This window comes from Klebsiella sp. CN_Kp113 (assembly GCF_040064585.1).
GTDB classification, from domain to species: domain Bacteria; phylum Pseudomonadota; class Gammaproteobacteria; order Enterobacterales; family Enterobacteriaceae; genus Klebsiella; species Klebsiella michiganensis.
The window spans coordinates 80391-104534 of the sequence record NZ_JBEAID010000001.1; the positions used below are offsets into that span (position 1 = coordinate 80391).

Genomic DNA, 24144 nt, shown 5'->3' on the forward strand with positions numbered 1-24144 from the left:
TTTTTTATTCCCGCGCCGCATAGCGGGAGATGAAGCGCGCAATCGCCGGGCCGGTCAATAAGATAGTGAACAGGCGCAGCGTCTGCATTGCCATAATAAACGACATATCCGCCCGCGTACCGGCGGCGATAATCGCCACCGTGTCCAGTCCGCCCGGACTGGTTGCCAGATAGGCGGTCATAAAGTCCAGCGGCAAAATCTGCGTCAGCCCATAAGCCATCAGCGCGCACAGCAGGATCAGGCCGATAATCGATGCCAGGATCTGCGGCAGGGTTTTCAGCGCCAGCAGGAAAATCTGTTTATTAAACTTTAGACCAACGCTCCAGCCGACGGCGGCATAGGCCAGCGCCAGCAGCCATTCGGGAAGTTCGAGCAGCAGCCAGCCTTCTCCCTGCACCAGCGCGCCAATCAGCATCGGGAAGAGCATCGCCCCGGAAGGAAAGCGCAGCCGCAGCCCAAGCCACCCCGCCGCCGCCGTCAACAGCAGCGTAAGCGGCAGCTGCCGGCTGATCGGCGGAAACCAGGCGACCTGCTGAGTCATCTCCTGCGCTTCACCGCCGAGCGCGACGCGCACCACCAGCGCCGCGGCGCCGGCAACAAACAGCACCCGCAGATACTGCATCAGCGCGACCAGCCGGACATCGGCGCCGTACTCCTGGGCCATAATCACCATCGCCGAGGCGCCGCCCGGCGAACTCCCCCACGCCCCGGTGGCGCCGGGCAGGTCGCTGTAGCGCACCAGCAGCCATCCCGCCAGCGCGCTGATAGCGAGCGTGGAAAAGAGAATCAGCAGCACCAGCGCCCAGTTTGCCAGCAGAACGCCGAAAATGGAGGGCGTCAGGCTGCGGGCAATCATGCAGCCGATAATCGCCTGGGCGGCAATAAAAAAGGGACGGGGTACGCGAATTGCCGCACCGCGCAGGCTCAGGGTGATGCCGGCAATCATCGGCCCCAGCAGCAGCGCGGCGGGAAGGTGAAACCAGAACAGCACAAAAGAGATCGCGATGGAGAGCGCCAGCAGTTTCATCCATTGAAAAAAATGACTACGCCAGATCCGCATGCGTATGCCTGCCATAAAGAGGGTAAAAACGCAGTATATACCGATTCATTTGACGCCAGCCCCCCTCCCTTTTCTGGAAATGCCGGCCGGCGGCGCAGGCAGCCGGCCGACGGGCATTACTCATCGCCCTTTTTCTGGCTCAGACCATATTCACGCAGCTTGTTGGCGATAGCGGTATGCGAGACGCCAAGACGCTTGGCCAGCTTACGCGTGCTGGGGAAGCTGCGATAAAGCTGGGTGAGCACCGAACGTTCGAAACGGCGGGTAATATCATCCAGCGAGCCTTCCATCGCTTCTTCGCCTACCGCCAGCGAGGAGACGTCGTGATCCGGCAGCAGAATATCCTGAGGGCGCAGCTCGAAACCGTCCAGCTGCGTCAGCGCGCGATAGATCGCATTTTTGAGCTGGCGCACGTTGCCCGGCCAGCTGTAGCGCATCAAAACGCTGTTCAAATCAGCGGAGAGTTTCGGCCGCGGGATGCCCTGCTCATCGGCAAAACGCGCCACGAACAGCTCGGTCAGCGGCATGATGTCCTGCGGGCAATCGCGCAGCGGCGGCAGATACAGGGTCAGGACGTTAAGACGATAGTAGAGGTCCTCGCGGAACAGCCCTTTTTGCACCAGCTCCACCAGGTTTTTCTGGGTAGCGCAGATCACCCGGACATCAACGTGGACTTCATGATCTTCACCAACGCGGCGGAAAGTTCCATCGTTGAGGAAGCGCAGCAGCTTGGTCTGCATGCGCGGCGACATTTCGCCAATTTCATCCAGCAAAACCGAGCCGCCGTTAGCCTGCTCGAAGAAGCCTTTCTTGCCCTGAACGGCGTCGCCGAACAGCTCGCTCTCCACCGCGTCTTCCGGGATGGAGCCGCAGTTCAGCGCCAGATAAGGTTTCCCCGCGCGCGGGCTGGCCAGATGGCAGGCGTGGGCCAGCAAATCTTTCCCTGTGCCGGTATCACCGACGATCAGCAGCGGCGCGCTGAGCATGGCCAGCTTACGGGCCTGCTCGACAACGTGGCGCATTTTCGGGCCTACGGCGAGGATCTGGCTAAAGGCGCTGGTGTCCTGAATGGTCATCGTTTGCAGCTGGCGCCCCATACGGACCGTTGAACGCAGCATCGCTACCGCGCCGGTCAGTACCTTCTCGCCGTGTTCGCCTTCGAGATAAACCGGGGTGATCTCCAGCAGGAAGTTCTGCCCGTTGACCACCACGTGCTCGGCGTGGGACTCCTGCGGACTGTTTTCCAGCCAGCGCTGGACGTTAAAATCGGTAATCAGCTGCGCGACCGGGTGGCTGCGCAGCTTCTCCTGACTCTGGCCAAACAGCTGGCAGCTGGCCGGGTTAGCCAGTTCGACTTTTCCTTTGGTGTCGAGAGACAGCACCGGCTCAGGCATCGCCACCAGCAGCGCGCTGAGCGCCAGATGTTCGCGCTCTGACGGCATCCACGCCACGGTGCGCACGTCGGTGACGCCGGCGATACGACGAATTTCCGCCATCAGGCTGCTGAAGCTGGCGAAATCCAGCTCGGCGAAGTTGAGATAAATTCGGCCAATAGGGTCAATATCGATGCCCCGCAGGTCGATACCGCGCAGCACCAGTAAATCGAGCAATTCACGAGTCAGACCAAGACGGTCTTCACAAAAGACTTCAAGACGCATAGGCGTTTTCACCCTAAAGAGGCCAATAACCGATGAATAATAGGACAGTTATTTGCTGGCGTGAAGATAGCTGTCAACAATTATTGACAGTATGGCGGAAAAATGGCCTTTCTGCCGTAAAGTTATGCGCTCAGAGGAAAAATGACGATGAGATAAGCGGCTATCATCGCTTCTGCTTTTCTCCCCGGCTTGCGCTGCGCGTAGCCGGGCTACAGGTTACAGCCTTCTGTGAAACGGTAGCCCGGCTAAGGCGTTCACGCCGCAAGCCGGGAATGCTTAAGCGACTTATTTTTCCGCGCCGCTTTTGCTCTTCTGCAACGTCTCTTTTAGCTGGCCGATCAGCTCGCGGCGAAAATCCCCCAGCCTCGGTTTATCGTCGGCGATCCACGGCAGCGGACGGCACAGCTCCATCGCCTTAATACCCAGCCGCGCCGTCAGCAGACCGGCGCCAATTCCCTGCGCCGCGCGCGCCGATAGCCTGGCCGCGAGATCCTGCGACATCCAGTCCATCCCGACTTCCCGCACCAGCTCGCTGGCGCCGGCAAAAGCGATATTCAGCAGCACCAGGCGGAACAGGCGCAGGCGGCTGTAGTAGCCCAGTTCAATACCGTACAGAGTGGCGATGCGGTTGATCAGACGTAAATTACGCCAGGCGATAAACGCCATATCCACCAGCGCCAGCGGGCTGACGGCAATCATCAGCGTCGATTCCGCCGCCGAACGGCTAATCTCACGCCGCGCCTGCGCATCCAGTATCGGCTGCACGATCTGCGCGTACAGGCTCACCACTTCACGATCGTTCTGCGTTTCATGGATCGCCGCATACCAGCGCTGCAGCGCCGGGTGCGAGTGATCCAGCCCCGCCTGCTGGGCCAGCTTTTCGCAAAAGGCGCGCCCTTTGCCGACCGCATGGCTGTGCATCAGATCCCGCGCCTCATCGCGCTCGTGGGCGCGCTGGCGTAGCCGCCACAGCCGGCGCCATTCGGTCGCCACCGAACCGACGCCCGCCCCGACGATCAGCGCGCCGGCAGCGCAGCCGCCGAGGGCGATCCAGTCCTGCGTTTGCCAGGCGGTCATCGTCCACTGCACGCCCTGCGCCACGACGCTGACGCCAAAAATAGCCAGCCCGGCGCTGACCATCTTTCGCCACAGGCTGCGCTTAGGTCGCAGCACCGATTCCACCACCGCTTCCGCCGCGCCCTCTTCTTCTTCCGGCGCGTCGAGCCGCGCAGGAGCGAACTTCTCCGCATCGGCACCGTCAAAAGCGCGCGCGGATTTCAGAATTTGCGCCTTTTCCACCTCCAGCGGGCCATCGAAATCGATACGCGGTTTTAAAGGTTCGGTCATCGCAATTTATCTCCGATCAAAAATTCCAGCGCCGCGTCAAGGCGAATATGCGGCAGCGGTTTATCAACGTCCATTACCTGCGGGCGAAAGTTTTCAAACTGAAAGCCCTGCTGCTCCCAGAAGGCCTGACCCGGCAGGCGCGCGGGCACTTCGCCGGGATAGACGGTCAGCGGCTGTCCGTCGCTTAGCCGATGCCCCCGCAGCGCAGGGATCTTCTCGCCGTTCACCTCGATAAGGCCGCTCTGCGTCGCCTGAATCGACGCCAGCCCCAGACAATCCATGCTGATGCCTTCAAACGCCGCGTTCTGCCAGGCATCCTGAATCAGCTGCTGCAGCAGCGACACCATATTGCTGTGCTGATCGACGGTGACGTGATCGGCTTTGGTCGCGGCGAACAGCAGCTTATCGATAACCGGTGAGAACAGGCGACGAAACAGCGTGCGCTGCCCGTAGTGGAAGCTTTGCATCAGCTGCGTCAGCGCGAGACGCATGTCGTTAAACGCCTGCGGCCCGCTATTAAGCGGCTGCAGGCAATCCACCAGCACGATCTGCCGATCGAAGCGCAGGAAATGATCTTTGTAGAAGCCCTTAACCACTTTCTCGCAATAGTATTTAAAACGCTCGCGCAGCATTCCGGCATTGGTCTGTTTGTCCGCCTGCGCCAGCTTAGCTTCACCGGCGGCATCAACGTCCGGCCAGGGGAAGAACTGCAGCGCCGGCGCGCCGGCCATTTCGCCGGGCAGCACAAAGCGCCCCGGCTGAATGAAGTGCATCCCTTCGCGCTTACAGGTATGCAGATAGTCGGTCCACGCCGCGGCGATCTCCGCCAGACGGGTTTCATCGGCGGGCGCCAGCGGATCCAGTCCTTCGCATAGCTGCCGCCAGCGCGCTGACCACTCCGCCCTCTGCCCCTGCAGTAATCCGGTCATCTGCCGTGACCAGGTCAGATAGTCCTGGGCCAGCATCGGCAGATCCAGCAGCCACTCGCCGGGATAGTCGACAATCTCCAGGTAGAGGGTCGAGGTCTCTTTAAAATGGCGCAGCAGCGAATCGTTGGAGCGATAGCGCAGAGCGAGGCGGATTTCGCTGACGCCGCGGGTGGGCGTTGGCCAGACCGGCGGCTGACCGTACAGCTGGGCCAGCCCTTCGTCATAGGTAAAACGCGGAATGCCGAAATCCCGCTGCGGGACGCGCTTGACGCCCAGCAGGCGTTCTTCACGCGCTGCGCTGAGCAGCGGCAGCCGCGCCCCGGCGTGAATATTGAGCAGTTGATTTACCAGCGCGGTGATAAAGGCGGTCTTGCCGCTGCGGCTAAGGCCGGTGACGGCCAGGCGAAGATGCCGGTCAACCCCACGATTCACCAGCGCATTAAATTCTGTTTTGAGTCGCTTCATCGCCATCCTGTTGAGCCTGAAGAACGAGAGAAATAGACATGAGGGCTAATCATAAAGTGCAATAGCCCCGCTGCGACGGGGCTGAAGATTATTCGCTGGCGCTTTTCGGCCTGGCGATCTGACTGAGGCCGCCGGCATTCACCACCTGCGTGTAGCCCATTTCGCTCAGCATCTGCTGAGCCTGGCCAGATTGCCGGCCAACGTTGCAATAGACGTGAATGGTATCGTTTTTATTCGGTACTTCAGCCGCAATCCGCGTTTTTAAATCCGCCAGCGGGATATTCACCGCCCCGTCGACATGTTCTTTTTGATACTGCTGCGGAACGCGGACGTCAATCCAGTGCTCCGCCGCGAAGACGGGTAAGGCCATGGCCAGCGCTAAACCCAGAAGCAGTTTTCGCATTTTATCATCCTGATAGAGTGAGTTTTTAGGCACTCATAACATACGCCATCCGCGACGTTTAGAAAACCGCTGCGCCGCCCGGCTGAGCATCGGTTCCAGAACAAGCATCAGCAGCATTTTCAGCGGCCGACACGCGACGGATTTTACCGCCCAGCCTGCGACGCCCGCCGGGCCGTAGCGCAGCGCGGTGAGCAGCACCAGCTTGCCTGCGATTTTCAGACCCGGTTTGACTTTTTGCCCGGCCTGCTGCCATTTCATGTTCATTATTAACCTCAACTTTCAGTTATAGCTGGCGAAAACGACTGCGTAGCGAAAAGGTGTCGGAAGTGACGTAGCGTTCCATTTCACGCAGACGACGCTCCCCTGTTGCCAGCTCCTTATCCGCGGCGGCCAATAGCTCTCCGCTGCTCGGCGTTTTTTCACCATACAGCTCGCTTTCCGGCATAGGATCCAGCGCAAACGAGAGAATGATGTAGGCCACCACCACAAACAGGAACAGGCCAAAAATCATTGCCAGTACGGTAATCAGGCGCACCAGCTTAACCGGCACGTCCAGATACTGCGCGATGCCGGCGCAAACCCCTTTCACCATGCCCTGCTGCGGAATGCGCCACAGTTTTTTACTCAGATCCAGTCCGCTCATTATTTCTCTCTCCAGTTCGGATGCTCAGCGTCAAGAATCGCCTCCAGCGCCTGAATACGCTCGCGCATACGCTTCGCGTCATCGGTCAGCTGCAGCAGGCGCTGCTGTTCGTTCTGCGATAGGCTGCCGCTGGCGGTGCGGTTGTTGTAATGCAGCCAGAGCCAGACCGGCAAAACAAACAGCACAAACAACGTCAAAGGGATGGCGAGAAAAAGCATGCTCATGTGAACTCCTTGCTGATGGCGGCGGCACGTCTTGGTGCCGCCCGAAGATATTACTGGTTATTTTGATTCATTTTGGCTTTCAACGCCGCCAGCTGCTCGCTGATTTCATCGTCCGCTTTCAGATCGGCGAACTGCTGATCCAGCGATTTATCTTTACCGAAGCGGTGGCTTTCGGCTTCGGCTTCCATATGATCGATGCGGCGTTCAAACGATTCAAAACGCGCCATCGCCTCGTCAATCTTACCGCTGTCCAGCTGACGGCGAACGTCGCGGGAGGAGCTTGCGGCCTGATGACGCAGCATCAGCGCCTGCTGACGGGCGCGGGTTTCGCTGAGTTTGTTTTCCAGCTCGCCAATCTCTTTTTTCATCCGCGCCAGCGTTTCATCAACCAGCTGCGCTTCGTTTTCCAGGCTGCCGATAAGGTCGGTCAGCTTCTGCTTTTCGATCAGCGCCGCACGGGCCAGATCCTCTTTCTCTTTACGCAGCGCCAGTTCGGCTTTTTCCTGCCATTCCGCCTGCTGGGCAACGGCCTGTTCAATACGACGGCTCAGCTGTTTCTTTTCAGCCAACGCCCGCGCCGAGGTCGAACGGACTTCAACCAGCGTGTCTTCCATCTCCTGGATCATCAGCCGAACCAGCTTCTGCGGATCTTCCGCTTTCTCCAGCAGAGAGTTAATGTTGGCGTTCACGATGTCGGCAAAACGAGAAAAAATACCCATAATTTCAATCCTCATAGTTCTGGTATCAGGCACCGGCCTGTGCCATGACTAATACAAATGCCGTGCCAAGTTTTTATCTTATTGATTTTAATGGAAGTGGTTGTTATCCGGCCAGCGCATTGCTAAAGTGACCTGGTGAATCACACTACTAAATGGCGAAATTCATCATGGCGGATTACAAGGACAACCTGCTCGGCGAGGCCAATAGCTTTCTTGAGGTGCTGGAGCAGGTCTCAAGACTGGCGCCGCTCGATAAACCGGTGCTGGTTATTGGCGAGCGCGGAACCGGCAAGGAGCTGATTGCCAGCCGTCTGCACTTCCTCTCTTCCCGCTGGCAGGGGCCGTTTATCTCCCTGAACTGCGCGGCGCTCAATGAAAATCTGCTCGATTCGGAGCTGTTCGGGCATGAGGCCGGCGCCTTTACGGGGGCCAGTAAACGTCACCCGGGGCGCTTCGAGCGCGCCGACGGCGGTACCCTGTTTCTCGATGAGCTGGCCACCGCGCCGATGCTGGTACAGGAAAAACTGCTGCGCGTGATTGAGTATGGCGAACTGGAGCGCGTCGGCGGCAGCCAGCCGCTGCAGGTTAACGTCCGCCTGGTGTGCGCGACCAACGCCGACCTGCCGCAAATGGTGGAAGACGGACTTTTTCGCGCCGACCTTCTCGACCGTCTGGCCTTTGATGTGGTGCAGCTGCCGCCGCTGCGCGAGCGCCAGAGCGACATCATGCTGCTCGCCACCCAGTTTGCTATCCAGATGTGCCGCGAGCTCGGACTGCCGCTGTTTCCCGGCTTTAGCGAACGCGCCGCCGTGACGCTGCAGAACTACCGCTGGCCGGGGAATATCCGTGAATTAAAAAACGTGGTTGAACGCTCGGTCTACCGCCACGGCAGCAGCGAGCGCGAGCTGGATAATATTATTATTAACCCCTTCCGCCAGCAGCACGCGGCGACGCCTGTCGAAGTGGAGAAGACGCCTGGCACCACGCTGCCGCTCGATTTGCGCGCTTTCCAGCAGGAGCAAGAAAAAAGCCTGCTCGAGAGAAGCCTCGAACAGGCGAAGTACAATCAAAAGCAGGCGGCCGAACTGCTGGGGCTAACCTACCACCAGCTGCGGGCGCTGCTGAAAAAACATCAGCTTTGACCTGTACGCGGAAGCAGCAGCGCGCTCACCGCCATTGAACCCAGGCAGAGCGCGGCGTTAAACCACAGCGCATACTGCGCCGCGCTGGCCATGCCGAGCGGTAAAAACAGCGCAAAAAGTGACGCTGTCACCGCAATGCCCATCGCTCCGCCGAGCGAACTGCCCATCTTATAGATCCCCGAGGCCACGCCTACCTTATTCTCAGGAGCGTTAACCACCGCGGTGTCCGTTGACGGGGTGGCGTAGCAGCCCAGGCCGAAGCCAAACAGCACGTTGCTGAAAAAGACCGTGACGATATAGGTCGATTTATCGAGGAAGGTGCAGGAGATAAGAAGAATACCGACCGCGGTAAAGACCGGGCCGCTCATCATCGGCAAACGCGCGCCGTAGCGTTGCAGCAGCTTCTCGCCCACCCGAATCATCGCCAGCACGGTAACCAGATAGCCGAGCGTCATCATTCCGCTCTCCAGCGGGCTCAGATGATGCCCCTGCTGGAGCCAGATGCTGGCAATCATCATCGTACCGATGGCGCCGTTGAGCATAAAGTTCGACAACACCGCGGCGCTGTAGGCCCGGTTGCGAAACAGCGCGAAATCAATCAGCGCCGCGTCGCCCTTACGCTGGCCGCTGCGGATAAAAAACAGCCCCGATGCCAGCGCGCCGGCCAGCATCGCCAGCGAGGTTGCGCTGGTCCAGCCCCAGCCGTGGCCTTTGCTGATAAACAGATTTAGCAGCACCAGCGCAAGGATCAGGCTGAGCAGGCCGCTGATGTCCAGCTTATGCTGCTGCGCGCTGGCGCTGCGGCTTTCCGGCGTACCGCGCAGCAAAAACAGCGCCGCCAGCGCTACCGCGATGGAGAAAACAAAGATCCAGCGCCAGCCCAGACCGGTGGCGATCGCCCCGCCGACAAACGAACACAGACCGCTGCCGCCCCACGAGCCGATGACCCAGAAGCTGACCGCCCGCTGGCGCGCTTTGCCTTCATACCAGGTTTTAATTAACGCCAGCGTCGCCGGCATGATGCAGGCGGCCGACAGCCCCTGTAAAACGAGCCCGGCCAGGAACAGCGCGGGTCCCTGAGAGAGCACCAGCATTGCGCTACCGACAATGCTGAGGATCAGGCCCAGGGTAGTCATGCGCATGCGGCCGAATTTATCCGCCAGCCCGCCGCTGGCGACCACGAAGCAGCCGCTGAATAACGCGCTCAGGCTCACCGCCAGGGTCAGGGTTTCCAGCGAAATATCGAGGCTGCTCTTCATCGCCGGAACCACGTTAATCACCGACTGGGCAAACAGCCAGAAGGTCAGAACGCTCAATACAATACCCGCCAGCAGACGATCGGTGCCGACGAACTGCGCTTCGCTTAGCGATACAGAACTCATAGCAGGGTCCTCTTCGTTGCGGACATTAACGCAAATAGTGTTCCGTCAGGGCGCACCACAGCGCGGCGCCTTTCAGCAACAGCGCATCGTTGAAGTCGTATCCCGGGTTATGCACCATGCAGCGATCCGCTTCGTCCCCGGCCCCGATGGTGAAATAGCAGCCGTTCGGATTGCGCTCGAGCATAAAAGCAAAATCTTCGCTGCCCATAAACGGCTTCACCTCGCCGACCTGCGCCTCGCCAAACAGCGCGGTCGCCACCGTGCGGACCATCTCATTGGCAGCCGGATCGTTCCTTAAAACCGGGCTGCCGTTAACGTGGGTTAAGGCGGCGCTGGCGTTAAAGCTCTCGGCCTGAGCAACGGCGATATCGTGAATGCGCTGCAGGACGGTCTCGCGAACCTGTTCGTTTAAGGTGCGCACCGTGAGCTTCATTAACACCTTGTCGTTGATAATGTTCGGGGCGTGCCCGGCCTGAATGCTGCCCACGGTCACGACCGCTGGTTCAAACGGCGTGATGTTTCGGGAAACAATGGATTGCAGCGCCAGGGTGATATGACAGGCAACCAGCGTGGCGTCGACGGTATGCTCCGGTACCGCGCCGTGTCCGCCCACCCCTTTGACTTCAATATGGAGAGTATCCGAGGAGGCCATCATCGCCCCATCGCGCAGGCCGATTCTGCCTAACGGCTGCCCCGGCATATTATGCAGGCCAAAAATGGCATCGCAGGGAAACTGGTCAAACAGGCCGTCTTCCAGCATGACCCGACCGCCGTAGAGTAATTCCTCAGCAGGCTGAAAAATAAGCTGCAGGGTGCCGTTAAACTGCCGGGTGCGCGCCAGATATTCCGCGGCGTACAATAGCGTGGTGGTATGGCCATCGTGGCCGCAGCCGTGAAAACGACCGTCGACCCGGCTGGCCCACGCTTTGCCGCTCATCTCCTGCATCGGCAGCGCGTCCATATCCGCCCGTAGCCCCAACCGTTTTTTACCCTCGCCGACGCGTAAAGTACCGACCACGCCGGTGCCCGCCAGACCGCGGTGAACCTGATAGCCCCATTCGCCGAGCAGGCGGGCAACCTCTTCGCTGGTTTTATGCTCTTCAAAACCAATTTCCGGCTGCTGATGGAAACGGCGGCGAAGCGCGACAAACTGCGCCTCGTTAACCTGTAATGCCTCAATAATCGGGTGTGTCATTTTTATTATTCCTGTGTTGTGTTTGCACGACACTTTCGAGTTTATGCATCCCTGTTGGCTTTAAAATGCGCTTTTTTGTTTTATAGTGACGGATTATTAATGAGTGTTTTTCATACAAAACGGTTATGACAAAAAATGAGGTGCTGTTTTTTGTCTTCAGGAGGCGACGGTGGAGCATCATTCAGGCGACTTTCAGGTTGTGGTTCGCGATATCCGGCAGCTGAGCCAGCAGGAAAACGATGCTCTGACGCTGCTATGGCTGCTTGAGGGCAGCGTCGAACTCCGCGATGGCGAGACGGGTCGGTACCTGCAGGCCGATGAACTGGCGATAGTGAATCGTCATCGCCGCTGGAGCCTGCACAGCAAGACGGCGAACGTCGTGATGGCGCTGTCGCTGAACGCCGGATGGCTGACCCGCCTCGACGGCGATTTTTTTGCCTCCGCCTACCAGAGCAGCAGCGAAACCCGCGATGCCGAAGACACCCTGCGCTACCTGATGCGCCAGCTGCTGGTCCTCGGTCTGGTCAATCCGCAGGCCCACTACCGGCTGGAGGCCAACCGCTGGCTTAGCGAAATTGCTCTCCTGCTGGCGTCACGCTTCAGCCGTCCCCTCACCGCCCAGGCGTCTCGCGGAGCCGAACGCTGGAGCCAGCGAATTAACAGAGTGGTGGCGCGAATCGACGCCAACTATCAACGGCGCCTGTCGCTGCAGGAGATAGCCGCCGCGGAGTTTGTTTCTGAGGCCTGGCTCTCGCATCTGTTCCGCAAAGAGGTGGGCGTCAGCTTTATGCAGTACATCACCGGGCTGCGCCTGCGCAAAGCCGCGGAGCAGCTGACGACGACGCGTCAATCGATACAGCAGATCGCTCAGCAGCAGGGCTTTGCCAGCAGCCGGGTGATGAGCGACCTGTTTAAACGCGAGCACGGCCTAACGCCGCGCCAGTTCCGCCAGCAGCACCCGCAGACGGCGGTCGAATCTCTCCGCCCGCACCTACAGCAGACCGAGCGATGGCAGCCGGTGTCAATCGATCGGCTGTACGCCCGGCTCAACGCGCCGCAAACCTACGGTCTGGATAGCCCGCCGCTGCGGCTCAGCCCCCAACAAACCCGCCATCTCGATGTTCGCGAACTCCCGGCGCGCGGCGCGCCGCTGCGTCACACCCGAATGGTGATTACCGTTCGTGAACTGGACGATCTGCTGCGCGAGGATGTCCGCCGCGAACTGGAACAGCTGCACGACGCGCTGCCGATATTCGCCATCGATATTCACGATCCGTTTCTCAGCAGCCGCCTGTTCGGCACCGGCTGGGACGATCCGCAAATGGCCGGGTATGCCTGCTGGTATAACCTGCAGCGCATTTTTAGCTGGCTGGCGACCCAGGGCTTGGCGGTGATACTGCATACCGGGCTCACCACCCGCGGCGATCTGCTGCAACGTTTCCTCTCTCTGTCCGCTAACCATTTTCCGCCGGCAACCCTCGCCAGCTGGCACTTCGTATGGCACTGGTCCCCTCAGGCCAGCGACGAGGCCCGCCAGCACGCCTGGCGGCAACAAAAGGCGATCCTGCAGAGGCTATCGCCGCAGTCGGCGCTGGGGATCTGGCACCGTTTTCCTCAACAGGTGGAGGACGATCCCCTTCTGCGTTCACCGCTGCTGGTCGAGGCGGATTTTCTGGCCTGCCAGGCCGATGCTAATGAACTGCTGGATCTCGCGCAGGTGGATAGCCAGAAACTGGCCGCCAGCGAAAACTATCCGGTACACAAATTGCGCAAACTTCATAGCGCGCTGCGCCAGCGGCAGCTCCTGCTGCCGCTTTGGCTGCTCTCGTGGAATACCCTCACCGGCGATACCCGCGATACCAACGGCCGTTTCTTTCGCGGCGCGCTGCTGATGGATAATCTGCTGGGACTGGCGGATCAGGTTTGGCTCGCGGGGTTCTGGCTGAATTCAGGGCTGCAGGGGGAAGCCCGCGCCAACGGCAAGCTGGATACTTCCAGCCTGGCGCTGCACTATCTCCACGGTCTACCGCGACCGGTCTACTGGGTGCTATGGCTGTGGCGCAGGCTGCGGGGCGAGGTGGTGATCAACGACAAGAACTTGCTGCTGCTGCGCCATAAAGGCCATTATCAGCTACTGCTGCGCAATACGGTGGTTTTCAATCCCTGGCTTTCCAGCGAGGAGGCGTTTATCCAGCGCTTTAGTCAGCCCTGGAGCGTGCGCCTGCTCGGCCTTGAAGGACGCTGGCGAATCAAACATCATCTGTTCGATCGGCACCATGGCGCGCTCTTCCCGCTGTTTGAGGCCTTTCGCAGCCAAAGCGGGCCTGACGATGAGGACTATCGCTGGCTGATGCACAGAGCGCGTCCAGCGCTGCGCGTCAGTGAAGAGACGCCGGATAGCGACCGCTGGCAGCTTGTCGATTCGCTGGAGAGCAATGCGCTGGCGCTTTATGAATTCACGCCGCTCGGCGATTGAAAAGTGACAGCGTCACTACCCTGCTTCTTTCTGCAAGCGGCCTGTGCCGTGAAAAATAGCTTTTGCTTGCGCGGCAGCCCGTTCGCATGGGGTTAAAAAATTGTAACTAGCAAGATATCCTCATGTGAACTATCATCAGCGCATCATGACTCAATGGACTGAAAATAAAGATGATTCCGGTTAATCCTTCAACGCTCGGCCGCTATGCGGCGCACGTCAGCCTGGTCCATACCATGAAAAGCCACCGCGCGCCGGCGCTCTCGGTCATGATGATCTTTTCGGACCTGCTTATCCGCTCAACCGAAGATGCATATCGTCAACAGGGCTGGACAATTACGCCGCAAAACAGCGGCCTGGTACTGCGTACTTATGTTGCCCACCATCACGATGGCGAAAAGCTGGAAATTAATCCCAAAGATTACATCGCCCGCTATAACCGACTCCTTCCCCTGTAGCGCCTCGACCGCCAGCCAGCCGTACAGCCACGGCTGGCTGGAGAAACCGCCAATAAAAAGATACCATGTGGCGGATATCGGGACTTCGACGCAAATAAGCGCCATGCTCAATACCCATAGCTTCCTCAAGCCGTGCGGCAGATGAATCGAAAATACGCTTTGCTCAACCCCTCGCTTGCCTGATGACAAACGTCGGATGATTTACGAGGTATACTCGAAGTTAATAAGCAGTATGAATTTGAATCAGTTGGTCAAATAACCGACGCAGCCCTCGCTTATATTATCTCCATGAGCAATAAGGTGGTGGTAAATGTTATTTAATATTAATAAGATAGAGCCTTGCTCTATAATCAAAAAGAAACTATGCGCCTGAAATTGTCTTCTCTCCTGGCAGCGGTATGTATGCTGTACGGGCAAGCTTTTGCCGCGCCAGCGCTGCCTGCGCACGCGGATATTCGCGATAGCGGCTTCGTTTATTGCGTGAGCGGTCAGGTCAACACCTTCAACCCGCAAAAGGTCAGCAGCGGCCTGATTGTCGATACCCTGGCCGCCCAGCTCTACGACCGGTTGCTTGACGTCGACCCCTATACTTATCGCCTGGTTCCCGAACTGGCAGAAAGCTGGGAGGTGCTGGACAACGGCGCAACCTACCGCTTCCACCTGCGCAACAACGTGCCTTTTCAGACCACCGCCTGGTTCAAACCGACCCGTAATTTTAATGCCGATGACGTCATTTTCACCTTTGGCCGCATTTTTAATCGCGACCACCCGTGGCACAACGTTAACGGCAGCAGCTTTCCCTATTTCGATAGCTTACAGTTTGCCGACAGCGTGGAAAGCGTGCGTAAGCTGGATAGTCATACCGTCGAGTTTCGCCTCAAACGCCCGGACGCCTCGTTCCTGTGGCATCTGGCCACCCACTACGCCTCGGTGATGTCGGCAGAGTATGCCGCGAAGCTGGCGCAGAACGATCGCCAGGAACTGATCGACCGGCAACCGGTCGGCACCGGTCCGTTCCAGCTGGAGGAGTATCGCAGCGGTCAGTACATTCGCCTGCAGCGCCATCCGGCCTACTGGCGCGGTAAACCGCTGATGCCGCAGGTGGTGGTCGACCTCGGCTCCGGCGGCACCGGCCGCTTGTCAAAACTGCTGACCGGCGAGTGCGACGTGCTGGCCTGGCCCGCCGCAAGCCAGCTCTCTATTTTGCGTGACGACCCGCGTCTGCGCCTGACCCTGCGCCCGGGAATGAACATCGCCTGGCTGGCGTTTAACACCGCTAAGCCGCCGCTCGATAATCCTGAGGTGCGCCATGCGCTGGCGCTGGCCATCAATAATCAGCGCCTGATGCAGTCGATCTACTACGGCACCGCGGAAACCGCCGCGTCTATGCTGCCTCGCGCCTCCTGGGCCTACGATAACGACGCCAGGATCACCGAATATAACCCCGCGGAAGCCCGAGCCCGGCTGAAAGCCCTGGGGCTGGAAAATCTAACGCTTAAGCTGTGGGTGCCAACCAGCTCGCAGGCCTGGAACCCCAGCCCGCTGAAAACCGCCGAGCTTATTCAGGCGGATATGGCGCAAATTGGCGTGAAGGTGATTATTGTGCCGGTAGAAGGTCGCTTCCAGGAGGCCAGATTAATGGATATGAGTCATGACCTGACGCTGTCCGGCTGGGCAACGGACAGTAACGATCCGGACAGCTTTTTCCGTCCGCTTTTGAGCTGCGCGGCGATTACCTCACAAACCAACTATGCTCACTGGTGTCATCGCGAATTCGACGAGGTGCTGCAAAAGGCGCTCACTTCGCAGCAGCTAGCCTCGCGCATTGAGGCCTATAAAGAGGCGCAGCGCATTCTTGCCAATGAACTGCCGGTGCTGCCGCTGGCCTCCTCCCTGCGTTTGCAGGCCTATCGTTACGACATGAAAGGCCTGGTGCTGAGCCCGTTTGGCAACGCCTCTTTCGCAGGCGTCTCGCGGGAAAAAGAAGACGAGGTGAAAAAACCATGATTATTTTTACTCTGCGTCGCCTGCTGCTGTTGCTGATTACCCTCTTCCTGCTGACCTTTGTCGGTTTTAGCCTGAGCTATTTTACGCCCCACGCGCCGCTGCAGGGCGCCTCGCTGTGGAACGCCTGGCTATTCTGGTTTGAGGGCGTGCTGCACTGGGATTTCGGCGTTTCCAGCATCAACGGTCAGCTGATTTCCGAGCAGCTTAAAGAGGTCTTTCCCGCCACCATGGAGCTCTGTATCCTCGCCTTCGGCTTCGCGCTGGTGGTCGGGATCCCCGTCGGTATGCTGGCGGGCATTATGCGCAACAAATGGCAAGATACCCTGATCAGCGCCCTGGCGCTGCTGGGCTTTTCGATTCCCGTCTTCTGGCTGGCGCTGCTGCTGACCCTGTTTTTCTCCCTTACCCTGGGCTGGTTTCCGGTCTCCGGGCGCTTCGATCTGCTGTATGAAGTGAAATCGGTCACCGGCTTTGCGCTGATCGACGCATGGCTATCCGACTCTCCGTGGCGCCATGAAATGATCGTCAGCGCGGCGCGCCACATGGTGCTGCCGGTGCTAACCCTGGCGGTAGCGCCGACGACGGAAGTGATCCGTTTGATGCGTATCAGCACCAGCGAAGTATACGACACCAACTATGTCAAAGCCGCCGCCACCCGCGGCGTATCGCGGCGGACGATTTTACACCGCCACGTCCTGCACAACGCCCTGCCGCCGGTGATCCCGCGCCTGGGACTGCAGTTTTCCACCATGCTAACGCTGGCGATGATTACCGAAATGGTCTTTAGCTGGCCGGGGCTGGGCCGCTGGCTGATTAACGCGATTCGCCAACAGGACTACGCCGCGATCTCAGCGGGCGTGATGGTCATCGGCGCGCTGGTGATTATTGTGAACGTGATATCCGATATTCTGGGTGCTATGGCTAACCCACTGAAACATAAGGAATGGTATGCCCTACGATAGCGTCTATCTGGAGAAGCGCCCGCCGGGTGCGCTGCGCACCGTATGGCGAAAATTCTACGGCGATACGACCGCCATGATCGGCCTGTACGGCTGTGCGGCGCTGGCGCTGCTGTGCGTTTTCGGCGGCTGGTTCGCTCCTTACGGCATCGACCAGCAGTTTCTCGGCTACCAGCTGCTGCCGCCGTCCTGGTCGCGGTACGGCGAAGTGTCGTTCTTTCTCGGTACCGACGATCTCGGTCGCGACGTCCTGAGCCGCCTGCTGAGCGGCGCGGCGCCGACGGTCGGCGGCGCGTTTGTGGTGACGCTGGGCGCCGCCCTGCTGGGACTGGTGCTTGGCGTGATTGCCGGTTCTACCCACGGCCTGCGGTCGGCGGTGATGAACCATATTCTTGACACGCTGCTGTCGATCCCGTCCCTGCTGCTGGCCATTATCGTGGTCGCCTTCGCCGGGCCGCACCTCAGCCACGCGATGTTCGCCGTCTGGCTGGCGCTTCTGCCGCGGATGGTGCGTTCGGTCTACAGCATGGTGCATGACGAACTGGAAAAAGAGTACGTTATCGCCGCCCGCCTTGACGGGGCCTCGACGCTGAATATTTTATGGTTCGCGGTGCTGCCGAATATTACCTCAGGCCTGGTCACCGAGATCACCCGCGCGCTGTCGATGGCGATCCTGGATATCGCTGCGCTGGGCTTCCTCGATCTCGGCGCTCAACTGCCTTCCCCCGAATGGGGAGCGATGCTCGGCGACGCGCTGGAGCTGATTTACGTGGCGCCGTGGACGGTGATGCTGCCGGGTGCGGCAATCATGATAAGCGTCCTGCTGGTTAATCTGCTGGGCGACGGGATCCGCCGCGCCATCATCGCCGGGGTGGAATAATGCCGTTACTCGACATCCGTAATTTAACCATTGAATTCAAGACCAACGAAGGCTGGGTGAAAGCCGTCGATCGCGTCAGCCTGACTCTCGCCGAGGGGGAAATACGCGGCCTCGTCGGGGAGTCCGGCTCCGGCAAAAGCTTAATAGCTAAAGCGATATGCGGCGTCACCAAGGACAACTGGCGGGTAACCGCCGACCGCATGCGCTTCGACGACATCGATCTGCTGCGTCTCTCGGTGCGCGAGCGGCGTAAGCTGGTGGGCCACAACGTCTCAATGATTTTTCAGGAGCCGCAATCCTGTCTCGACCCTTCCGAACGGATCGGCCAGCAATTAACGCAGAATATTCCCGGCTGGACCTTTAAAGGCCGCTGGTGGCAGCGCCTGGGCTGGCGCAAGCGGCGCGCCATTGAGCTCCTGCACCGCGTGGGGATCAAAGACCATAAAGATGCGATGCGCAGCTTCCCCTACGAGCTGACTGACGGAGAGTGCCAGAAGGTCATGATCGCCATCGCGCTGGCTAACCAGCCGCGGCTGCTGATCGCCGATGAGCCGACCAACGCCATGGAGGCCACGACGCAGGCGCAAATCATCCGCCTGCTGACGCGGTTAAACCAAAACAATAACACCACCATTTTGCTGATCAGTCACGATATGCAGATGCTCAGTAAATGGGCGGACAAAATCAACGTGATGTACTGCGGGCAGACGGTGGAAACCGCGCCGAGCGAAGAGCTGGTGACAATTCCGCACCATCCCTATACCCAGGCGCTGATTCGGGCGATTCCCGATTTCGGCAGCGCCATGCCGCACAAGAGTCGGCTCAACACCTTGCCGGGGGCGATCCCCTTGCTCGAACAGCTGCCCATCGGCTGCCGGCTCGGGCCGCGCTGCCCCTATGCCCAGCGCGAATGTATCGAAACGCCCCGGCTGGTGGGCGCCCGTAACCACCTCTATGCCTGTCATTTCCCGCTGAACATGGAGAAAGAGTGAAATGGTCGAAACATTGCTTGAAGTGCGCAATCTGAGTAAGACCTTTCGCTACCGCACCGGCTGGTTTCATCGGCAAACGGTGGAGGCGGTTAAGCCGTTAAGCTTTACCCTGCGCGAGCGCCAGACGCTGGCGATTATCGGCGAGAACGGCTCCGGCAAGTCAACGCTGGCAAAAATGCTCGCCGGAATGGTCGAACCCAGCACCGGCGAACTGCTGATTGACGATCGCCCGCTGGCGTTTGGCGATTACTCTTTCCGCAGCCAGAAGATTCGCATGATCTTTCAGGATCCGTCGACCTCGCTCAATCCGCGGCAGCGTATTTCGCAAATCCTCGATTTTCCGCTGCGTCTGAACACTGACCTTGAACCCGAGGCGCGGCAGAAGCAGATTATCGAAACGTTGCGAATGGTTGGCCTGCTGCCGGACCACGTCAGCTACTACCCGCATATGCTGGCGCCGGGACAGAAACAGCGTCTGGGCCTGGCGCGCGCGCTGATCCTGCGTCCGAAGGTCATCGTCTGCGATGAAGCGCTGGCGTCGCTGGATATGTCAATGCGCTCGCAGCTGATAAACCTGATGCTGGAGCTGCAGGAAAAACAGGGTATCTCCTACATTTACGTGACTCAGCATCTGGGCATGATGAAGCACATCAGCGATCAGGTGCTGGTGATGCATCAGGGCGAAGTGGTCGAACGCGGCAGCACCGCCGACGTTCTGGCGTCTCCGCTGCACGAGCTGACAAAACGCCTGATTGCCGGTCATTTCGGCGAGGCGCTGACTGCCGATGCCTGGCGTAAAGACGGTAAATAAACCGAGGCGTAAATTGCACGGCGCTAGCGCCAGGTCGCCGTCATATCCGATGGTATACTCTTGTATACGCGGTAGCCAAAGCGCGATATGACGTGGCGAATGGCAGAAAAATATCGTGACACAAGGGGTCGTCAGTGGGATATAATTCCCGGCTAAATTTGAGTTATTTTGAAATAACAATGCTAACCAAATGATTGTTAAAGTAAAAATACGCAATAACGATAAGGATTAAAAGCTATGGGTTTTCTTTCCGGTAAGCGCATTCTGTTGACTGGCCTTGCCAGCAAACTGTCCATCGCCTACGGCATCGCGCAAGCCATGCACCGTGAAGGGGCTGAACTGGCGTTCACCTATCAGAACGAAAAACTGAAAGGTCGTGTGGAAGAATTTGCCGCCGCGCTGGGCTCTAATATCGTCCTGCCGTGCGATGTCGCGGAAGATGAGAGCATCGAGTCTCTGTTCACCGAGCTGGCAAAAGTGTGGCCGAAGTTCGACGGTTTCGTCCACTCTATCGGCTTTGCGCCGGCAGACCAGCTGGACGGCGACTACGTTAACGCGGTGACTCGTGAAGGTTTCAAAATCGCTCACGATATCAGCGCCTACAGCTTTGTGGCGATGGCGAAAGCCTGCCGCGGTATGCTGAACCCGGGCTCCGCCCTGCTGACGCTCTCCTACCTGGGCGCAGAGCGCGCCATCCCGAACTACAACGTGATGGGTCTGGCGAAAGCCTCTCTTGAAGCTAACGTGCGCTACATGGCGAACGCCATGGGCCCGGAAGGCGTTCGCGTTAACGCCATCTCTGCCGGTCCGATCCGTACCCTGGCGGCTTCCGGTATTAAAGATTTCCGTAAGATGCTGGCGCACTGCGAAGCGGTCACCCCGATCCGTCGCACCGTCACCACTGAAGACGTGGGCAACAGCGCAGCATTCCTGTGCTCCGACCTGTCTGCCGGCATCTCCGGCGAAGTCGTTCACGTTGACGGCGGCTTCAGCATCGCCGCCATGAACGAGCTGGAACTGAAATAAGTTCGTTTCCCTCCTCGCGCCCGCGAGGAGGGGTATTTCCCCCGCGCTTTCCTTCTGTTATTCCAATCCGCTATTTGTTAGCACGGATCAATATTTTCTCCCGCTCCAGGGTTAAGCCAGGATAGTTCCGCATAGCATGACCGCGAAACGGCGGTTCGCCACATACCGAACAAGGAACGCCCATGGAGCAACGCCGCGTTAACGGCAAAAACCACTGGTATCATGAGACCCAGTCAACAATCTGCCCGGTGGATGTATTGCCGCTCGTCCCTGAAGCCGCCCATGTCGAAGATCGTTTTCTACTCGATCTGACTCTCCCCCGGGAGCTGCTCGAGGCGCATGCGCGCTGGCTTACGCCGGCCCGTCGGCTGGCAGATGCCCTCTTTCCCGCGTCAGTGACGGTTAACCGTCTACAGACATTTAGCGCCTATGACCGGCTAAGTACGGCGCTGACCGTCGCCCAGGTTTATGGCGTACAGCGCCTGTGTAATCACTACGCCGCTCGCCTGGCGCCGCTTCCCGGCCCGGACTCCTCGCGTGAGAGCAACCGTCGTCTGGCGCAAATTACCCAGTACGCGCGTCAGCTCGCGAGCTCTCCTTCGCTGATCAACGCGCTCGCCCGCAGCCAGCTGGACGAAGTCGGCCTGACCAGTCGCGATATTATCCTTATCAATCAGATTATTGGCTTTATCAGCTTCCAGGCCCGCGCTATCGCCGCCTTCCATGCCGCGCTGGGTTACCCGGTGCGCTGGATCCCCGGCATGCCGCAGCAGGAAGATGCCCCGGAAGCGCTTTTCGTCACGAGGGAGAGTGACTGGCAGCCAGGACTTGACGACGCGGACTTACGCTATGCCGACGATGAGCGCCAGTCTCTTTTAGCGAACTGGCGAAAACATCCGGGCCTGTTTGAACTTGCCCCGCTGCTGGCGGCTCAGGAACCTCCTCTGGCTCTGCAGGAACAGCTTCTGACCCACCTCAGCGATCGGCAACCGTTCGCCGCGCAGGTGGCGCTGATCGCTGCGCGGATTAATGGCAGCATCAGCTGCTTTAACGCGTGGGCCTCGCGATGTCCAGATTTAGCCGATCTCACGGACGCTTTGCGTGGTAATGAATCCGGCGTCCAGCCATGGGGAGACAACCCGTCAATGGAACGCCAGCTTCTACAATCCGTACAGCTTTTGACCCGCGCGCCCGACCGCTTCAGCGCCGCCCAGCTAACTCCCCTCACTGATTACGGGCTTTCCCGTAGCGCGGCTATCGATCTACTCGCCTGGTGCGGGCTGTGCGGTTGGATGAATCGGCTGAAAATCGCCCTCGGGAATGTACGTCAGGAGACGTAAAATGCTGAAACAGCGCTTGCTGCGGCAGGCATATTCGCGTAAAAATGTCAGCCGCTCTTTTAGCCACGAAAATACGAAATTATGTTTCAGGACAACCCGCTGCTAGCGCAGCTTAAACAGCAACTGCATTCCCAGACTCCGCGCGTTGAAGGGGTCGTTAAGGGGACGGAAAAAGGATTTGGCTTCCTCGAAGTCGACTCGCAGAAAAGCTATTTCATTCCGCCGCCGCAAATGAAAAAAGTGATGCATGGCGATCGTATTATCGCCGTGGTCAATACTGAAAAGGAACGCGAAAGCGCTGAGCCTGAAGAACTGGTTGAGCCGTTCCTGACGCGTTTTGTCGGCAAAGTTCATAAGAAAGACGATCGTCTTTCCATCGTTCCTGACCATCCGCTGCTGAAAGATGCCATTCCTTGCCGCGCCGCGCGCGGCGTAGAGCATGATTTTAAAGAGGGTGACTGGGCCGTTGCCGAAATGCGCCGTCATCCGCTGAAAGGCGACCGCGGTTTCTACGCTGAGCTCACCCAGTACATTACCTACGGCGACGATCATTTCGTTCCATGGTGGGTCACCCTGGCGCGTCATAATCTGGAAAAAGAAGCGCCGGACGGCGTGGCGACCGAGATGCTTGATGAAGGTCTGGAACGCCGTGATTTAACGGCCCTGGCTTTCGTGACCATCGACAGCGCCAGCACCGAAGATATGGACGATGCGCTGTACGTTGAGCAAACCGCTGACGGCAAGCTGCATCTGACCGTCGCTATCGCCGATCCGACCGCGTGGATTGCCGAAGGCAGCAAGCTGGACAACACGGCGAAAATTCGCGCCTTTACCAACTATCTGCCGGGCTTCAACATTCCGATGCTGCCGCGCGAGCTCTCGGACGACCTCTGCTCTCTGCGCCCCAACGAGGTTCGCCCGGTTCTGGCCTGCCGCATGATCCTCGCGGATGACGGCACCATCGAAGATGATATTCAGTTCTTCGCGGCGACCATCGAGTCGAAAGCGAAGCTGGCCTACGATGATGTTTCCGACTGGCTGGAAAATAACGGTGGCTGGCAGCCGGGAAGCGAGACTATCGCCCAGCAAATTAAGCTGCTGCAGGAGGCCTGCCTGCGTCGTAGCGAATGGCGTAAAAACCACGCGTTGGTATTCAAGGACCGCCCGGATTACCGCTTTGTGCTTGGCGACAAGGGCGAAGTGCTGGATATCGTCGCCGAACCGCGTCGTATCGCCAATCGCATCGTTGAAGAGTCAATGATTGCCGCCAACATCTGTGCCGCCCGCGTGCTGCGCGACAAACTCGGTTTCGGCGTTTATAACGTCCACACCGGTTTCGATCCGGCCAACACCGAGCAGCTCGCGGCCTTACTGAAGACTCACGATGTGCACGTTGACCCGGTGGAAGTGCTGACGCTGGAAGGCTTCTGCAAGCTGCGTCGCGAGCTGGACGCGCAGCCGTCTGGTTTCCTCGATAGCCGTATTCGTCGCTTCCAGTCGTTTGCGGAAATCAGCACCGAGCCGGGTCCGCACTTCGGCCTGGGTCTTGAGGCCTATGCGACCTGGACTTCCCCGATCCGTAAGTACGGCGATATGATTAACCATCGTCTGCTGAAAGCAATTATCAAAGGGGAAGCGATCTCCCGTCCGCAGGATGACGTTGCGATCCAAATGGCTGAACGCCGTCGCCTCAACCGCATGGCGGAGCGCGATGTTGGAGACTGGCTGTACGCCCGCTATCTGAATCCGCAGGCCGGCACCACTACCCGGTTTGCAGCTGAGATTATCGATGTCAGCCGCGGCGGCATGCGCGTGCGTCTGGTTGATAACGGCGCGGTTGCCTTTATCCCGGCGCCGTTCCTTCACGCCGTGCGCGATGAACTGGTGTGCAGCCAGGAAAACGGCACCGTGCAGATCAAAGGCGAAGTCGTCTACAAAGTCACGGATGTTATCGACGTCACGATTGCCGAAGTGCGCATGGAAACCCGTAGCGTGATTGCGCGTCCAGCCGCCTGATAGTTCACCTGTGCG

Annotated in this window: 22 protein-coding genes; 11 read left to right on the plus strand and 11 right to left on the minus strand. The window is 58.9% G+C overall.

From position 1 onward, the window contains the following. Positions 1-4: 4 nt before the first annotated feature. From ABLV30_RS00510 to pspA, 9 genes are all read right to left on the minus strand, one after another. The gene (locus ABLV30_RS00510; protein ID WP_265800973.1) at positions 5-1060 is read right to left on the minus strand and encodes an AbrB family transcriptional regulator; all 1056 of its coding nucleotides are present in this window, start codon (positions 1058-1060) and stop codon (positions 5-7) included. Between the two features lie 116 nt (positions 1061-1176). After that, positions 1177-2718: a transcriptional regulator TyrR gene (gene tyrR, locus ABLV30_RS00515; RefSeq protein ID WP_004850219.1), complete on the minus strand. Its 1542-nt coding sequence runs from the start codon at positions 2716-2718 to the stop codon at positions 1177-1179. Between the two features lie 285 nt (positions 2719-3003). Continuing rightward, positions 3004-4065, minus strand: coding sequence for a YcjF family protein (locus ABLV30_RS00520; RefSeq protein WP_038424365.1), 1062 nt, complete (start codon positions 4063-4065; stop codon positions 3004-3006). After that, a complete protein-coding gene (locus ABLV30_RS00525) occupies positions 4062-5459 on the minus strand; it encodes a YcjX family protein (RefSeq protein WP_014229029.1) in 1398 nt (465 codons plus the stop codon). The genes ABLV30_RS00520 and ABLV30_RS00525 overlap by 4 nt, the downstream gene beginning before the upstream one ends. Positions 5460-5547: 88 nt before the next feature. Then, positions 5548-5862 carry a thiosulfate sulfurtransferase PspE gene (gene pspE / locus ABLV30_RS00530; RefSeq protein ID WP_265800971.1) on the minus strand — a complete coding sequence of 105 codons (315 nt, stop codon included), beginning with the start codon at positions 5860-5862 and terminating at the stop codon, positions 5548-5550. A gap of 33 nt (positions 5863-5895) precedes the next feature. Further along, on the minus strand, positions 5896-6126 hold the full coding sequence (gene pspD, locus ABLV30_RS00535; protein ID WP_265800969.1) for a phage shock protein PspD: 231 nt from the start codon (positions 6124-6126) through the stop codon (positions 5896-5898). 19 nt (positions 6127-6145) lie between these two features. Next, positions 6146-6505, minus strand: coding sequence for an envelope stress response membrane protein PspC (gene pspC, locus ABLV30_RS00540; RefSeq protein ID WP_025106993.1), 360 nt, complete (start codon positions 6503-6505; stop codon positions 6146-6148). Then, positions 6505-6729, minus strand: a complete 225-nt coding sequence (pspB, locus tag ABLV30_RS00545) for an envelope stress response membrane protein PspB (protein WP_004101459.1) — start codon at positions 6727-6729, stop codon at positions 6505-6507. Before pspB ends, pspC begins: the two co-directional genes overlap by 1 nt. A gap of 50 nt (positions 6730-6779) precedes the next feature. Further along, positions 6780-7448 (minus strand): phage shock protein PspA, encoded by a 669-nt coding sequence (pspA, locus tag ABLV30_RS00550; RefSeq protein WP_004121203.1) that lies wholly within the window; start codon positions 7446-7448, stop codon positions 6780-6782. A 152-nt stretch (positions 7449-7600) separates the two neighbouring features. Between pspA and pspF the strand changes: the two genes are divergently transcribed. Further along, positions 7601-8590, plus strand: a complete 990-nt coding sequence (gene pspF, locus ABLV30_RS00555) for a phage shock protein operon transcriptional activator (protein WP_265800966.1) — start codon at positions 7601-7603, stop codon at positions 8588-8590. Here the strand turns inward: pspF and ABLV30_RS00560 are convergent. Both ABLV30_RS00560 and ABLV30_RS00565 read right to left on the minus strand, forming a co-directional pair. Continuing rightward, complete coding sequence (locus ABLV30_RS00560; protein WP_265800964.1) at positions 8581-9972, minus strand: MFS transporter; 1392 nt, start codon at positions 9970-9972, stop codon at positions 8581-8583. The genes pspF and ABLV30_RS00560 overlap by 10 nt on opposite strands. 25 nt (positions 9973-9997) lie before the next feature. After that, positions 9998-11167, minus strand: a complete 1170-nt coding sequence (locus ABLV30_RS00565) for a M20 aminoacylase family protein (RefSeq protein WP_032719778.1) — start codon at positions 11165-11167, stop codon at positions 9998-10000. A gap of 169 nt (positions 11168-11336) precedes the next feature. On the opposite strand from ABLV30_RS00565, the gene ABLV30_RS00570 reads away from it, so the two are divergent. The 10 genes from ABLV30_RS00570 to ABLV30_RS00615 all read left to right on the plus strand — a co-directional run bounded on the left by ABLV30_RS00570 (position 11337) and on the right by ABLV30_RS00615 (position 24129). Then, positions 11337-13643, plus strand: coding sequence for a helix-turn-helix domain-containing protein (locus tag ABLV30_RS00570; protein WP_348865488.1), 2307 nt, complete (start codon positions 11337-11339; stop codon positions 13641-13643). 170 nt (positions 13644-13813) lie between these two features. Beyond that, positions 13814-14098, plus strand: coding sequence for a hypothetical protein (locus ABLV30_RS00575; RefSeq protein WP_004850195.1), 285 nt, complete (start codon positions 13814-13816; stop codon positions 14096-14098). Positions 14099-14461: 363 nt separating this feature from the next. Then, the gene (gene sapA, locus ABLV30_RS00580) at positions 14462-16105 is read left to right on the plus strand and encodes an ABC transporter substrate-binding protein SapA (RefSeq protein WP_048261852.1); all 1644 of its coding nucleotides are present in this window, start codon (positions 14462-14464) and stop codon (positions 16103-16105) included. Continuing rightward, on the plus strand, positions 16102-17067 hold the full coding sequence (gene sapB, locus ABLV30_RS00585; protein ID WP_004850191.1) for a putrescine export ABC transporter permease SapB: 966 nt from the start codon (positions 16102-16104) through the stop codon (positions 17065-17067). Before sapA ends, sapB begins: the two co-directional genes overlap by 4 nt. Then, positions 17054-17944 (plus strand): putrescine export ABC transporter permease SapC, encoded by an 891-nt coding sequence (gene sapC / locus ABLV30_RS00590; RefSeq protein WP_004139490.1) that lies wholly within the window; start codon positions 17054-17056, stop codon positions 17942-17944. Before sapB ends, sapC begins: the two co-directional genes overlap by 14 nt. Then, positions 17944-18936, plus strand: coding sequence for a putrescine export ABC transporter ATP-binding protein SapD (sapD, locus tag ABLV30_RS00595; RefSeq protein ID WP_004850183.1), 993 nt, complete (start codon positions 17944-17946; stop codon positions 18934-18936). The genes sapC and sapD overlap by 1 nt, the downstream gene beginning before the upstream one ends. Position 18937: 1 nt before the next feature. Beyond that, a complete protein-coding gene (gene sapF, locus ABLV30_RS00600; protein ID WP_004850180.1) occupies positions 18938-19747 on the plus strand; it encodes a putrescine export ABC transporter ATP-binding protein SapF in 810 nt (269 codons plus the stop codon). 237 nt (positions 19748-19984) lie between these two features. After that, positions 19985-20773, plus strand: coding sequence for an enoyl-ACP reductase FabI (gene fabI, locus ABLV30_RS00605; protein ID WP_004121225.1), 789 nt, complete (start codon positions 19985-19987; stop codon positions 20771-20773). A gap of 182 nt (positions 20774-20955) precedes the next feature. Continuing rightward, positions 20956-22113 carry a carboxymuconolactone decarboxylase family protein gene (locus ABLV30_RS00610; protein WP_182095154.1) on the plus strand — a complete coding sequence of 386 codons (1158 nt, stop codon included), beginning with the start codon at positions 20956-20958 and terminating at the stop codon, positions 22111-22113. Positions 22114-22194: 81 nt separating this feature from the next. Next, positions 22195-24129: an exoribonuclease II gene (locus tag ABLV30_RS00615; protein WP_032749434.1), complete on the plus strand. Its 1935-nt coding sequence runs from the start codon at positions 22195-22197 to the stop codon at positions 24127-24129. Positions 24130-24144: the final 15 nt, after the last annotated feature.